Origin of the sequence: Escherichia sp. E2586 (assembly GCF_005781105.1) — a bacterium.
In the GTDB taxonomy this organism is placed as follows: Bacteria; Pseudomonadota; Gammaproteobacteria; order Enterobacterales; family Enterobacteriaceae; genus Escherichia.
On the sequence record NZ_VATN01000004.1, the window covers coordinates 133,984 to 146,980 of the forward strand.

Here is a 12,997-nt window from a genome sequence, read left to right on the forward strand (position 1 = left end):
GGTAACTCCTTGTTAAACAATAAGCTGCATAACCCAGATCGACAGCAATGCGTTAATCACCCCGACGGCAATGATGTGCGGGTAGCCTTTGGCATTCACTTTAGCTGTCTCCATGCAGCGATCGACATTTTGCACCGGGTTGCCCATTAAATACATCGCGGGCAGTAAAACGGTGACATCATGGTCGGTTAACACGCCAGCTACAGCATCCCCTTGTTGTGCCATAACAATCCCCATTATGTATGCTTGTGGCGGCTACGTGGAAAAATTACGCTGCGCGGAGAACTTTCCTGTAAGGATTGAGTTGCAGATAATTCATAAACACAGTGACAATAACAGCTGGTGAGTAAAGGCGGCGAATACAAGGACGAATGCAAAATGGCAAAATACAACGACAAAGAGCTGGCAGAGACGAGCAAGTTTTTAAGTTTTGTCCTCCGACATAAACCGGAGGCGATTGGCATCGTGCTGGACCGTGAAGGATGGGCGGATATCGATAAGCTCATACTCTGTGCACAAAAAGCTGGCAAGCGGTTAACCCGCGCATTACTGGATACTGTGGTCGCCACCAGCGATAAGAAGCGCTTTAGTTATTCCAGTGATGGTACGTGTATTCGCGCCGTTCAGGGGCATTCGACTTCGCAGGTCGCCATTGCCTTCATCGAAAAAACACCGCCACAATTTCTCTACCACGGTACGGCAAGCCGTTTTCTTGAGGCGATAAAAAAACAGGGGCTGATTGCAGGGGAGCGTCATCATGTGCATCTCTCTGCTGATGAAGCAACGGCCCGCAAAGTTGGGGCAAGACACGGTTCGCCGGTTATCTTAACCGTCAAAGCACAGGAAATGGCGAAACGAGGGATCCCTTTCTGGCAAGCGGAAAACGGGGTCTGGCTGACATCAATGGTTGAGGTTGAGTTTCTTGAGTGGTAAGGGAAACAGCCCTCATGAAGTGACCACTTGTAGCTTAAATAATTGCACTGTGCTGATAAGCGCAGCAATAAACAACGCCGCCGCGCCGCAGAGAGTGGCGCTGGCAAGCGCCGATGTTCCATTGCCGAGCATACTGGTTAGCGCCGGGCCGAGGATTTGCCCAATGCCGTAAATGAGCGTCACAAAGCCTAAAAGATTGAGATTTCCCGGTACGCTCAGTTGGCGGGCGATAGTCATCACCAGAGATGTCGTGCCCATAAAGGTACCGCCAAAACCGATACTACTGATGATAAGCAAGAGAGGCGAGTCGCTGGCGAGAGTAAGCAGCACACAGACAGCCTGCACCAGTAAATTCGCCGTCAGGCAGGGTAATGCTCCCCAACGTTTTGCTGCCCATAGCCAGCCAAAGCAACCAGGCACAATTGATAAGCCGACTAACGTCCAGAGATGGGCGGTTAACAATGGTGAGCCTGCATCTTTCGCCATGAGCGGCAGGTAAGTCGCTACGATGATATAACCAAATCCCGCCAGGCCGTACAGAATAGCCAGTAACCACCAGCTCATTATCTGTTGCTCCGTTTTTGCCAATGGCGTTGGCGCGACGGTGTGTTTTTTCGAGGGCATTAAAAGCGTAAGTGCAATCAGCATCATGCCAGAAAGCGCCCCGGCGCCTTGCCATAACGTTTGCGAGGAGAGGGCAAAATGCAGGCCTGCCAGAACATATTCATTGCCCAGCGCGATGCCAATGCCAACGCCAGAAAACAAAGCTGCCAGCACAAAAGGATGGCGCGTGTGCTGCATAATCAGCGTCGAACCAAAAATCAGCATTCCAGCGCTGGCGACACCCGCCAGGAAGCGAATCAATAACACCAGGATAAATGATGGCAACCATGCCATTGCGAGGATCAACAATCCGCTCGCCAGGGCAGAAGCCAACAGAAATGGGCGCAGACGCGACGGCTGGTGAAATGCGCCAAACGAAAATAGCAGACTGCCAGCCAGATACCCCGCATAGTTGCCGCTGGCAATCCACGAGAGCTGGCTAAATGAAAACGCCCCTTCCGCCATCATGACGGGCAACATAGGTGTATAAAGGAAGCGACCTAATCCCATACCTAAGGTCAGAACCAGCATCCCGAAAAGCGCGGTGCTGAAAGAAAAGCGTTCTACGGGATGCGAGGACGGAGGCATGTTTAACCTTGTTTGTATTTTTTGTAATTAACAAGTTAATAACAAAAAAGTGAAACATGCCAGCCTGTTAATGTGATTATTTAGGGGTAAAGCGATAAAAATGATTTGGTTCGCTAACGATATAAATATTACCAGAGGCATCCATCGCAACCCCTTCGGCCTGTTTGATGTTATGTGAAAGGCCATACTTGCCTTTGGTTAACGACATTTCGCCGATCACGTCTCCTGTTACGGTTACTTCCTGGAGTGCGCGTGATTCATGAGACAACACCAACAAGCTATTTTTTTGTGGGTTAAAATCTGCGCCAGAAACATCATCTAAATTAAACTGCTGCTGTAATGTCTGGTCTTTGCTGATGTGTAATTCATCGTTACGCAACAGCCCGCTCACTTTGTAGACCTCGATCGGATTTTTCTCTTTAAAAAACCAGAAAGTTTGATCGGCAGGAGAATAGGCCAGCCCTTCAAAACCACAATTGGTCGGGGTTTCCTGCAGCGGGATTTTTATTTTTTTGAGGATTTTTACTTCCGAGTTGGCATTAAGTGAAATCACATAAATGGCATAATCGCGCTCATCGCTAATGACAAACTGATTATCGCCAATGTATTCGATCGTCTCGAGATCCTTAACAAAATCCAGAGGAATAGTGCGGATCAAATCGCCATTGGTGGTCATTTCAACAATCGTCGCGGGCTTGTTGATAGTGCTAAACAGAGTATTGCTCTGTGCCGACCAGGTCAGCGAGGAGATATTATTCGTTACACCTGCAATTTCTTTGCCGTCAATGGTGGCGTGGTAATTCTGAAATGATGCTGCATGATTGCTTTTACGGGCGCAAGATTGCACGAAGAAAGTACACACTGCCACAATGGCAAAAAGAATCACAATAACGGAGATGCGTTTACTTAACGAAATACTTTTTGTCACGGTAATCCCTTTAAGGCAAATCAATAAGATATCGAGAAGTATACGTAGCGATCTTAATGAATCCTTAACGCCGTTCGGCTGTTGCATTACATGAACAGGTTTAAACGCCGCCATGTATTCGTACATTTTCTTTTTGCTGTCGCAGATAGCTTCACTGACCACCAGATCAGAAAAATAGAAGTAGGGGCATTATCGGTTTTGCTGAAACTGTAGCTGCTTTTCTCAGTTCGCCCCTGGCATAATTTTTATCGCTTCCTAAAAATTGCTGAAGGGTAGCAAGGCCGGGATCTGCGACAACAAATACAATATCAGCCCAATACAACCGCCGACCAGCGTGCCGTTAACGCGGATAAACTGGAGATCTTTGCCGATATTTAACTCGATTTGCCGGGACATATCCCGCGCATCCCAGCTTTTTACCGTATCGCTGATGTGGCGCGTCAGGAATGCCGAAAACTCTGGCGCGACGCGGTGCGCGGCCTGTTCCAGATGACCATTTAACGAGGCGCGCAGGGCATCATCGGCAATTAACGTCTCGCCAAACCACTGTCCTGCACGAGCAATACGTTCTTTCACGCGAGAATCGTCGCTGTTGATATCCGCTTTCAGCCATTCCCGTAAATCCCCCCACAATTCACCAAGATAGCGGTTAAATGCCTCATCTTCTTTCAGATAACTTTTCACGGCATCGGCCCGCGCCGCCATTTCCGGATCGTTTTTCAATTTATCGATCAGCGCGAAGGTAGCGCGATCAAACGCATGGCGGATCTGATGTGCGCGATCGCGGCTGATATCATCAAGCAAAGAATTCACGGCGTCAGAAACCAACTCCGCGCTATGTTCGCCCAGCCATTCAGTGGGCAAAATTTTGGCTTTCAGCGGATGCTCGCTCTCCAGCCAGCGGACGATCTGCTGGGCGATAAACTTGCGTGATTTGTCGCGCTGGAGAAGGGCGATCAGTTGTGCGATTAACGTATCGAGCAGCACCTGATGACGATCGTTTTTGGTCATGCTCTCCAGCATCAGTGCACTGGTGCCGGAAAGATCCACTTTATCGATCGCCTTATGCACCGCACGCTTAAGCAGACGTTGAATACGCGCATCATCGGTCAGTTCGAGAAAACCACTCATGATCTGCAACAGATGCTGTCCAACGCGACGGGCGTTTTCCGGCTGACTAAACCAGTTGCCAATTAACAACGCCGGTTCATGACGCCGGATTAGCGCTACCAGCGATTGAGTATCGAGAAATTTTTCCTGCACGAACTGGCCGAGATTTTCGCCAATCCGGTCTTTATTACGCGGAATAATCGCCGTATGGCGAGAAATAATCGGTATCGGCACGCGGCGAAACAGCGCCACCACCGCAAACCAGTCCGCCAGCGCGCCGACCATCGCCGCTTCGGCAATCGCCTTCACGCCGCTCACCCAAAAGTTGGGCGGCAAAAACAGCGTAACGATAAAAGTCGCGGCAGCAACGAGCAGCAAAGAGAGCGCCAGCATTTTGGCGCGTCGGAGTTCAATGATTTTATTCATATCGTAAGAATAGAGCCTGACGGTAAGAAAACGCAAAAAGCGAGATATCTTCCATAAAAATGTATCGCTTGCAGGAGAACAAAAATAGCCTGGAAAGTGCCTCGGGGAATGGGAAATTGCCGGGTGAGAATGGTTTTATTAGTCGCTAAAGTCGGGTCATCTTATCAACAGGTGATGGATCGCCATGACAAACTTCACGACCAGCACGCCGCATGATGCATTATTTAAAACCTTTCTCACGCACCCTGACACTGCGCGGGATTTTATGGAGATCCATTTACCAAAAGGCTTACGTGAACTGTGCGATCTCGACACCTTAAAACTGGAATCTGCCAGCTTTGTCGATGAAAAATTGCGGGCGCTACACTCCGATATTTTATGGTCGGTAAAGACCCGCGAAGGCGATGGCTATATCTATGTGGTGATTGAACATCAGAGCCGCGAGGATATCCATATGGCGTTTCGTCTGATGCGCTATTCCATGGCGGTGATGCAGCGCCATATCGAGCATGATAAACGCCGGTCGCTACCGCTGGTCATCCCGATGCTGTTTTATCACGGTAGCCGTAGTCCTTATCCCTGGTCCCTGTGCTGGCTGGACGAATTTGCCGACCCAACTACCGCACGGAAGCTTTATAACGCCGCGTTCCCGCTGGTGGATATCACTGTCGTGCCAGACGACGAGATTGTGCAGCATCGCAGAGTCGCCCTGTTGGAGTTGATCCAAAAGCATATTCGCCAGCGCGATCTGATGGGGCTTATCGACCAACTGGTAGTATTACTGGTTACAGAGTGCGCTAATGACAGCCAGATAACCGCGCTGTTAAATTACATTTTACTGGCTGGCGATGAAGCGAGTTTTAAAGAGTTTATCAGCGAACTAACCAGTCGAATGCCACAACACAGGGAGCGAATAATGACCATTGCAGAGCGAATTCATAATGATGGATGGCTGTTGGGAAGGGAGAGGGGGAGGAAAGAAGGGAAAGAAGAAGGGGAACAGAGCCTCCTCCGATTGTTGTTGCAGAATGGGGCGGATCCTGAATGGATACAAAAGATTACCGGACTTTCGGCAGAGCAAATGCAGGCATTAGATCAGCCCTTGCCTGAAAGCAAGCGCGATCCATGGATCGAGTACTAATCAGAGGCCGATGACAAACGCAAAGCTGCCTGATGTGCTACGCTTATCAGACCTACATAATCTCTGCAATCTATTGAATTTTCGCGGTTTGTAGGCCGGATAAAGCGTTCACGCCGCATCCGGCATGAACAAAGCGCGCTTGGCCTAAGCCATGCTGGAACGTGGCGATGGCCCAGCAGAGATAAAACGAGTTACAGGTGATTCGTGAGAGTAAATCAGGTGTTTCGCCACTATTTCGAAATTATTCCATTGCCCGATACACGGCCTCGCCAATTTGCTTCAGTGCTTCGCGATAGGTTTCGCTGAGCGGCAAAGCGCAGTTGATGCGCAGACAATTACGGTATTTGCCGGAGGCCGAGAAAATCGAGCCTGCCGCCACCTGGATTTTCATGCGATACAGCTGCCGCGCGACGCAGACCATATCGACCTGTTCAGGCAATTCTATCCACAGCAAAAATCCGCCTTTCGGGCGCGTAATACAGATTTCGCAGGGAAAATATTCCCGTATCCAGCAGGTATAAAGCGCCATATTGCGCTGATAGTTCTGCCGCATACGCCGGATATGGCGATGATAGTGACCTTCCAGTACAAATGTTGCTGCCGCCATTTGCGTGGACGGTACATTAAAGCTGCTGGTGGCATATTTCATATGTAGCAGTTTATCGTGATAACGTCCCGGCGCGACCCAACCCACGCGCAGGCCAGGCGCAATGCTTTTACTGAACGAGCTGCACAGCAGCACCCGGCCGTCGATATCCCAGGAATGAATGGTCCGCGGGCGCGGATACTCCGTTGCCAGCTCGCCGTAGACATCATCTTCAAAAATTACAATATCATGACGCTGAGCGAGAGAGAGAACGGCCCGTTTGCGCGCGTCCGGCATAATAAATCCCAGCGGATTATTACAGTTTGGCACAAGAATGATGCCTTTAATCGGCCACTGTTCCAGCGCCAGTTCCAGCGCTTCAACGCTGATGCCAGTTTCTGGATCGGTCGGGATTTCAATCACGTTCACGCCAATGCCACGCAGCATCTGCATCGAACCGTAATAACAGGGCGATTCGACCGCGACGATATCGCCTGGTTTACACACTGCCATTAACGCCAGCGCCATCGAGTTATGACAGCCGCTGGTGATGACAATGTCATCAGCGGTGACCACCGAGCCGCTGTCGAGCATCAGTCGGGCAATCTGCTCGCGCAATACCCGCTGACCGGTTAATGAATCATAGCTGAGAACGGTTTGTAGATTATGCTGCACCACCCGACTTAGCTCCCGCCAGAGCGGTTTCAGGCTGGGCGCTTCGACATCCGGCGTGCTTTTACTGAACGGAACAATAGAACTGTCGCTATGCGCTTTCAACATATCCAGCACCTGATCCCACTGGGTAATTTCCACCGGGCGCTGCACCGGACGTGTCATTGGCGGCACTGGCGGCTGGGCTTTATGTTGCGTGACAAAATAACCCGAACGTGGTTGCGGAGTGATAAGCTTCATCGTCTCCAGCGTCTGATACGCCTGCTGCACGGTGCTGATGCTGACGCCGTGCTCCTGACTTAAGCTGCGCACCGACGGCAATTTCTCCCCGTGACGATACAGCCCTTGCTCAATCCGCCCGGCAAGCAGAGTCGCCAGATGTTGGTAACGCGTCATGCTGTATTCCTTCTTTGGACCATACAGAGAGAAAAACCGGTACAGATGAGGCTAAAAAACCGGATGCAGATGCTGTTTTAACCTGTCTGTATGTTAAATAAAAGTAATATTTGCATCTGTATTGTGAGCTGCCAGAAGGCGGATGATGAAGCCTCTGAAAGATGAGGAGGCAGCTGATGGAATTTCACGAAAACAAAGCTAAAGCGCCGTTTATCGGACTTGTGCAACTCTGGCAGGCGGTGAGGAGTTGGTGGCTGAAAAAGCAGACTCGGCGGGTGTTACAGCAGATGAGTGATGAACGGTTGAGGGATATTGGGCTACGCAGGGAGGATGTGGAGTGAGGGGGCAATTCCCCTTCCCGTGTGGGGAAGGGGAGAGAAACTTAGCATGACGTTTTGCGACTAATCACCCCAATAAACTCCTGCACCTGCTTTTGTTTACGCGCCGACAGCCTGCACACCTGGCGCAGCAACCGCATATGTTCGCTCTCTTCGACGGCGGAAGGGGGAATATCCGCAACGGGCTACAAGCATGAATATAGCATCGGTGAAGAGAAAGAAAGCCCGAGTAAATTATAAATGATATGAATGAGTTCCTTGACTCAACCTTTTAATAGTTTTATCTGTTTTTTATCATTAATTATAAAATTTAAGTTTTTATAGGTTATTCCATTTTTCCATGGATTGGTTGATGTTCTGAAATAACCTACCACAATAATCTCTTCTTGAGGTTTAAGGGTATTCAATAAACTTGAGGAGAAACTCGTTAATGATGGAGAAAAATAATTTTTAGTGTTATCGTTGTTGTTTACATTACAGATCTCACCTTTCAGTGAGTAAAATTTCCCATCGGACTTTTCGACACATTTTTGTGGTTCTTTGACAGTGAGTAAAATCGCTATAGGGTGATTTATCTTGTTTGCTCTTTTGAACAGAATTGGATAACGATCTTCATCGTAGAAAAAATCATTCCAATTTATTGTTTGATCGTAAAGATCTATTTTAATAAGATCTGAAAGTAATTTTTTATCACTGCTTTCTTCAATTCTGGCTCTAATCTTTGCTATGCCTGACGCAGAGTTTAAATAACTACTAAGTTGTTTTTCTAATCGTTGATATTGCGTTCTTTTTCGAGACTTTTTCTCAGGGTCAGGCTCGTTATTCATTGCGATGAGTGCTGCTTTCATTGCATTGCCAGACTTTATCAATATATTCATCCGGAAAATAATGGTTTTATTCTCTTCTTCAAAGATTGGTTCATCATCTTCAGCATTTCGAGACTGAGCAACAAATTTGTTTACGGCGGAACGTACCATATTATCACAATTGGTTGAATGTTTAGCGTTTTTTTGCAAACGTAAATATGCCGAAACTTGCCTTCCGTTACGTTTATGAGCAGAAACTAAACTAATTTTTGCTTCACAGTATTGACATATCAACCCATCTTTTGCTTCTGGTTTGATATCTGATACTGGTATGGCATTAGTTTTATCGCTTATATAGCGAGCATAAAACATTTTTAATCCTTCGGCCATAATTTGTTTCCTTGTAAGTTATTTTCACTTTTGAGAATGAACACGTTGTGACATTAATGATATTCTCGATATTATGACTGCGATGGGCAAAGAAAGTTCTGTTGGTTATATTTATTATCAAATAATTTTGTTTTTTATTATTAGAGTGATTTTTAGAACATGTCACGATAATCTGTAACAAGTTTTTTACGTATCAGGGAGGGGGGATTATCTAATTAGTTGATGTCATAATTATAGTTTCGAATTATAAAGGAAAAGATTAATTTATAATTTATATAAATTCGATTTAATCATTGCTTTAATGAATGATTGCACGAGAAGTTTCGTGCTGTATTAAGAGATTTCCTAGAATATGATGTTTTCGTAGTAACAGAAATATAGTTACTTGATTTTGCTATTCGCAGCATAATGACGCCGTTTGCCAGCGCAATTTGACAGGAGTCATTCATGAAAGCCACCGAAGCCCGATTACTCGATTTTCTAAAACGCTCTCAGCAATTCGTTATTCCCATTTATCAGCGTACTTATTCATGGTCAGAGGAACAGTGCCGCCAGCTCTGGGACGATGTAATACGTGCCGGGCAGCGTGATGATGTCCCGGCGCATTTCATCGGCTCGGTGGTGTATATCGAACAGGGCCTATATCAGGTTTCGGGGATCTCGCCATTACTGGTGATTGACGGTCAGCAACGCCTGACAACGGCGATGTTATTGCTGGAAGCGTTGTCCAGACATCTTGGCGATGACGAGGTGATGGATGGTTTCTCCGCCATGAAATTACGAAACTATTATCTGCTCAATCCGTATGAATCGGGCGAGCGTGGTTTTAAGTTACTGCTTACGCAAACGGACAGAGAAAGCCTGCTGGCATTGATTAGGCAAAAACCGCTGGCAGAAAATTGCTCTCTACGCGTGAAAGAGAATTTTGAGTTTTTCTATGAGCAAATAGGCAAACTCCACGGCAATTTCACCGCGTTATGTCAGGGCCTTTCCAAACTGCTTATTGTGGATGTCGCCTTGAATCGCGGTCAGGATAATCCGCAACTAATCTTCGAAAGCATGAACTCAACAGGAAAAGCGCTGAGTCAGGCGGATCTAGTACGCAACTATGTTTTGATGGGGCTGGAGCCAGAACATCAAAGCCAACTGTATGACGATTACTGGCGGCCCATGGAGCTGGCGTTTGGTCAGAAGGGATACACTGACTATTTCGACAGTTTTATGCGTAATTACCTGACGGTAAAAACAGGTGAGATTCCGCGAATTGGTGATGTCTATGAAGCCTTTAAACGCTATGCGCGAAAACCTGGAGTGATGGATAGTGGGATGGAGGCGCTGGTTGCGGATATTCGTACGTTTGCTGACTATTTTTGTGCGATGGCGCTGGATAGCGAAAAAGACAAAATATTAAAGATGGCGTTTCAGGATCTGCGGGAACTTAAAGTTGATGCTGCATGGCCGTTCCTGTTGGTGCTTTATCACGACTATAAACAGGGAATTCTTTCTTCCGCGGATTTTTTAAGTGCCGCGCGTTTAATTGAGTCGTATATCTTCCGGCGCGCAGTCTGTGCCATTCCCACCAACTCATTTACTAAAACTTTCGCCACGTTTTACAAAGTGCTGGATAAAGAGCGTTATCTGGAGAGCATTGCGGCGCAATTGCTGGAACTACCTTCCTACCGTCGTTTCCCGGATGATGATGAATTTCAACGTGAACTGAAAACTCGCGATCTCTACAACTTCCGTAATCGCAGCTATTGGCTACGCAGATTTGAAAACCACGGTCGTAAAGAACGGGTCTGCGTAGACGAATATACGATTGAACATATCATGCCGCAGAACCCTAATTTATCGGCGAAGTGGCGCGATGACCTTGGTCCGGAATGGAAGCGTATCCATAAAAAGTGGCTCCATACGTTGGGTAATTTAACGTTAACTGGCTATAACTCAAGCTACAGCGACCGTCCATTTGCGAAGAAACGAGATATAAAAGGTGGCTTTAAGGAAAGTCCATTACGCCTGAACACGGGGTTAGGGCAATGTGAAATATGGGATCGTGCAGCGATACAAAAGAGAGCGGAACGTCTGGCCGAGCTGGCAATAGACGTCTGGGCGATCCCCAAACTTTCTGAAGACGTGTTGGCTCGTTATCGCACCGTCGTTGAACGAGGAACGGGATATGTCCTTGCTGATTTCCCGCAACTTGAAGAAGGTACGCACATCCGCGTACTTTTTGACAGTCTTTCTGATGCCGTTATGGCGCTGGACGCTGGGGTTACGCGAGAAATATTGAAGCTCTATGTTGCCTTCAAAGCGGAGACGAATTTTGTTGATGTGGTGCCGCAAAAAAGTCGCTTACGTTTATCACTAAATATGCCATTCCATGAACTGGTTGACCCAAAATGTATGGCTAAAGATGTCACAGATATAGGCCGTTGGGGCAATGGCGATGTTGAAGTAGGCTTCAGCGATCTTTCTGAGCTTCCTTATGTGATGGGATTAATTCGTCAGGCATTTGAAAAGCAGATGGATAACGCGATGGTTTAATATGGAATAATATCCTCTTTACCAAGCAATCAAGGATCCTCTAATGACAACCAAACTACTGGACCTGAGCTGGAATGCAAATGCCATCCCGGCGATGCAAATTGTCGGTACGCGCGCAGCCTTGTTTACCTTCAAAACGCATATGGCAGGGTTTGTCTGGGATGCCGCGCAACTGGAAAATAACCCCTATACCTTTGTTGAAGTTAAAACGCTGCTCGATGGTGTCACCGTTGGCGGGCATAAGGTCAGTGATACTGAGCAGGTGTTGAACCTGGCAGATAGCGCAAAAAAACTGATTGAACTTGTGCAATCCGGGCGTTTCGACCTTGATAAGAAAACGTTCACGTTGCTTAACGGCATTATTGCGCGTAATGAGGCGCTGGAGTGGGGTGTTTTTCGCGGCGAAGGTGAAGAGTTACATTACAATGCGCGCGTTCATCTCGGTGAACTGGGCACTCATTTTCCACCAGCCACTGAAGCAGGTGCACCTGAACTGAATCGAATATTCGCCGCAGGTGTGGCACAAATAAAAGAGATGCCACCGTTCGAAGGGGCGCTGGCGATGTTCCTTTTTGGAGCCTACTATCAGTTTTTCTTTGATGGCAACAAGCGTACCAGTCGCCATATGATGAACGGCTGGTTAATGCGCCACGGTTACAATCCCATTAGTGTACCCGCAGCTCGTGCGCTGGAGTTCAACAGCAAAATGGTGCGCTTTTATCACAGCAAAGATGCCAGTGAAATGATGGCATTTTTGGTGGATTGCTATCAGGTTTGAATAAGTGCTGGATGGTGTCCCAATGTTGCCATCCAGCCCTTTAATATCAACTTCCCTATCTTTTCCTAAAACGTGATGCTATTTCCAACATCAACGCTATAATTGCAGAATAATTGTAGATACATTTTTGTATATACAATCAGGGATGGCAACTATGCCTATGGAGTTTGAATGGGATGCAAACAAGGCCAAAAGTAATCGGGTGAAACATGGCATCCGCTTTGAAGATGCGGTGTTAGTGTTTGATGATCCACAACATTTGTCACAGCAAGAACGCATAGAAAACGGTGAGTATCGCTGGCAGACAATAGGCCTGGTTTACGGCATCGTGGTTATTCTGGTTGCGCATACCATCCGTTTCGAAAGCGGAAATGAAATTATTCGAATCATCAGTGCACGAAAAGCAGATCGTAAAGAGAGGAGCCGCTATGAGCATGGTTAAACATAAACGAGGGACACCCTCTACACTCGATGTGCAGCATGAGGCCGAACTGAAGGCACTGGCGAATAAATCCGACGAAGATATTGATTACAGTGATATCCCGCCTTCCAGCGATGAGCAATGGTCTAACGCAGAACGCGGTAAGTTTTATCGGCCATTGAAAACTCAGGCTTCGGTGCGTATTGATGCTGATGTGATGGAATGGTTGAAGCGACCAGGTAAAGGCTATCAAACTCGCCTGAACGCAATTTTACGTGAAGCGATGCTGCGCGATCAGAACAAAAAATAATTCAGGCCGCCACATGGCGGCCAT

At 47.4% G+C, this 12,997-nt stretch carries 12 protein-coding genes and 4 pseudogenes; 8 read left to right on the forward strand and 8 right to left on the reverse strand.

Annotated features, from left to right (window positions below; translation table 11 throughout):
• Positions 1-12 precede the first annotated feature (12 nt).
• Positions 13-207, reverse strand: a pseudogene (locus FEK50_RS03790) (hypothetical protein); the annotation flags it as partial.
• A gap of 171 nt (positions 208-378) precedes the next feature.
• On the opposite strand from FEK50_RS03790, the gene kptA reads away from it, so the two are divergent.
• Complete coding sequence (gene kptA, locus FEK50_RS03795) at positions 379-933, forward strand: RNA 2'-phosphotransferase (protein ID WP_130204700.1); 555 nt, start codon at positions 379-381, stop codon at positions 931-933.
• 12 nt (positions 934-945) lie between these two features.
• On the opposite strand, the gene FEK50_RS03800 is transcribed toward kptA, so the two are convergent.
• The 4 genes and pseudogenes from FEK50_RS03800 to FEK50_RS03810 form a co-directional block, all read right to left on the reverse strand.
• Positions 946-2,124 carry an MFS transporter gene (locus tag FEK50_RS03800; RefSeq protein ID WP_131161302.1) on the reverse strand — a complete coding sequence of 393 codons (1,179 nt, stop codon included), beginning with the start codon at positions 2,122-2,124 and terminating at the stop codon, positions 946-948.
• Positions 2,125-2,200: 76 nt separating this feature from the next.
• Entirely contained in the window at positions 2,201-3,052 is an 852-nt protein-coding gene (locus FEK50_RS03805) for a YjiK family protein (protein WP_131161301.1), read from the reverse strand.
• A 60-nt stretch (positions 3,053-3,112) separates the two neighbouring features.
• Positions 3,113-3,273 (reverse strand): annotated as a pseudogene (locus FEK50_RS24420) (2-hydroxyacyl-CoA dehydratase); the annotation flags it as partial.
• A gap of 34 nt (positions 3,274-3,307) precedes the next feature.
• On the reverse strand, positions 3,308-4,588 hold the full coding sequence (locus FEK50_RS03810) for a DUF445 domain-containing protein (RefSeq protein ID WP_130204706.1): 1,281 nt from the start codon (positions 4,586-4,588) through the stop codon (positions 3,308-3,310).
• Between the two features lie 184 nt (positions 4,589-4,772).
• On the opposite strand from FEK50_RS03810, the gene FEK50_RS03815 reads away from it, so the two are divergent.
• Positions 4,773-5,729, forward strand: coding sequence for an Rpn family recombination-promoting nuclease/putative transposase (locus tag FEK50_RS03815; RefSeq protein ID WP_131161300.1), 957 nt, complete (start codon positions 4,773-4,775; stop codon positions 5,727-5,729).
• Between the two features lie 241 nt (positions 5,730-5,970).
• On the opposite strand, the gene FEK50_RS03820 is transcribed toward FEK50_RS03815, so the two are convergent.
• Positions 5,971-7,383 (reverse strand): PLP-dependent aminotransferase family protein, encoded by a 1,413-nt coding sequence (locus tag FEK50_RS03820; protein ID WP_131161299.1) that lies wholly within the window; start codon positions 7,381-7,383, stop codon positions 5,971-5,973.
• Positions 7,384-7,559: 176 nt separating this feature from the next.
• Here FEK50_RS03820 and FEK50_RS03825 point away from each other — a divergent pair, with 176 nt between their 5' ends.
• Positions 7,560-7,724 carry a DUF1127 domain-containing protein gene (locus FEK50_RS03825; RefSeq protein ID WP_105287040.1) on the forward strand — a complete coding sequence of 55 codons (165 nt, stop codon included), beginning with the start codon at positions 7,560-7,562 and terminating at the stop codon, positions 7,722-7,724.
• A 41-nt stretch (positions 7,725-7,765) separates the two neighbouring features.
• Here the strand turns inward: FEK50_RS03825 and FEK50_RS24425 are convergent.
• Together FEK50_RS24425 and FEK50_RS03830 are read right to left on the reverse strand one after the other, a co-directional pair.
• Positions 7,766-7,873: pseudogene (locus FEK50_RS24425) on the reverse strand (hypothetical protein); the annotation flags it as partial.
• Between the two features lie 111 nt (positions 7,874-7,984).
• Entirely contained in the window at positions 7,985-8,917 is a 933-nt protein-coding gene (locus FEK50_RS03830) for a hypothetical protein (protein WP_131161298.1), read from the reverse strand.
• Between the two features lie 447 nt (positions 8,918-9,364).
• On the opposite strand from FEK50_RS03830, the pseudogene FEK50_RS24430 reads away from it, so the two are divergent.
• The 5 genes and pseudogenes from FEK50_RS24430 to FEK50_RS03850 all read left to right on the forward strand — a co-directional run.
• Positions 9,365-10,168 (forward strand): annotated as a pseudogene (locus tag FEK50_RS24430) (DUF262 domain-containing protein); the annotation flags it as partial.
• A 162-nt stretch (positions 10,169-10,330) separates the two neighbouring features.
• A complete protein-coding gene (locus tag FEK50_RS24435; RefSeq protein ID WP_240780250.1) occupies positions 10,331-11,464 on the forward strand; it encodes a DUF1524 domain-containing protein in 1,134 nt (377 codons plus the stop codon).
• Positions 11,465-11,507: 43 nt separating this feature from the next.
• Entirely contained in the window at positions 11,508-12,242 is a 735-nt protein-coding gene (locus tag FEK50_RS03840; RefSeq protein ID WP_131161296.1) for a cell filamentation protein Fic, read from the forward strand.
• Between the two features lie 154 nt (positions 12,243-12,396).
• Positions 12,397-12,684 (forward strand): BrnT family toxin, encoded by a 288-nt coding sequence (locus tag FEK50_RS03845; RefSeq protein WP_131161295.1) that lies wholly within the window; start codon positions 12,397-12,399, stop codon positions 12,682-12,684.
• Positions 12,671-12,973, forward strand: a complete 303-nt coding sequence (locus FEK50_RS03850; protein WP_000063150.1) for a BrnA antitoxin family protein — start codon at positions 12,671-12,673, stop codon at positions 12,971-12,973. Before FEK50_RS03845 ends, FEK50_RS03850 begins: the two co-directional genes overlap by 14 nt.
• Positions 12,974-12,997 lie beyond the last annotated feature (24 nt).

Coding starts and splice junctions, on each gene's coding strand:
- FEK50_RS03840 (WP_131161296.1), top strand. CDS start 11,508: ATGACAACCAAACTACTGGACCTGAGCTGGAATGCAAATGCCATCCCG.
- FEK50_RS03850 (WP_000063150.1), top strand. CDS start 12,671: ATGAGCATGGTTAAACATAAACGAGGGACACCCTCTACACTCGATGTG.
- FEK50_RS03845 (WP_131161295.1), top strand. CDS start 12,397: ATGCCTATGGAGTTTGAATGGGATGCAAACAAGGCCAAAAGTAATCGG.
- FEK50_RS03830 (WP_131161298.1), bottom strand. CDS start 8,917: ATGGCCGAAGGATTAAAAATGTTTTATGCTCGCTATATAAGCGATAAA.
- FEK50_RS24435 (WP_240780250.1), top strand. CDS start 10,331: ATGGCGTTTCAGGATCTGCGGGAACTTAAAGTTGATGCTGCATGGCCG.
- kptA (WP_130204700.1), top strand. CDS start 379: ATGGCAAAATACAACGACAAAGAGCTGGCAGAGACGAGCAAGTTTTTA.
- FEK50_RS03820 (WP_131161299.1), bottom strand. CDS start 7,383: ATGACGCGTTACCAACATCTGGCGACTCTGCTTGCCGGGCGGATTGAG.
- FEK50_RS03815 (WP_131161300.1), top strand. CDS start 4,773: ATGACAAACTTCACGACCAGCACGCCGCATGATGCATTATTTAAAACC.
- FEK50_RS03825 (WP_105287040.1), top strand. CDS start 7,560: ATGGAATTTCACGAAAACAAAGCTAAAGCGCCGTTTATCGGACTTGTG.
- FEK50_RS03800 (WP_131161302.1), bottom strand. CDS start 2,124: ATGCCTCCGTCCTCGCATCCCGTAGAACGCTTTTCTTTCAGCACCGCG.
- FEK50_RS03810 (WP_130204706.1), bottom strand. CDS start 4,588: ATGAATAAAATCATTGAACTCCGACGCGCCAAAATGCTGGCGCTCTCT.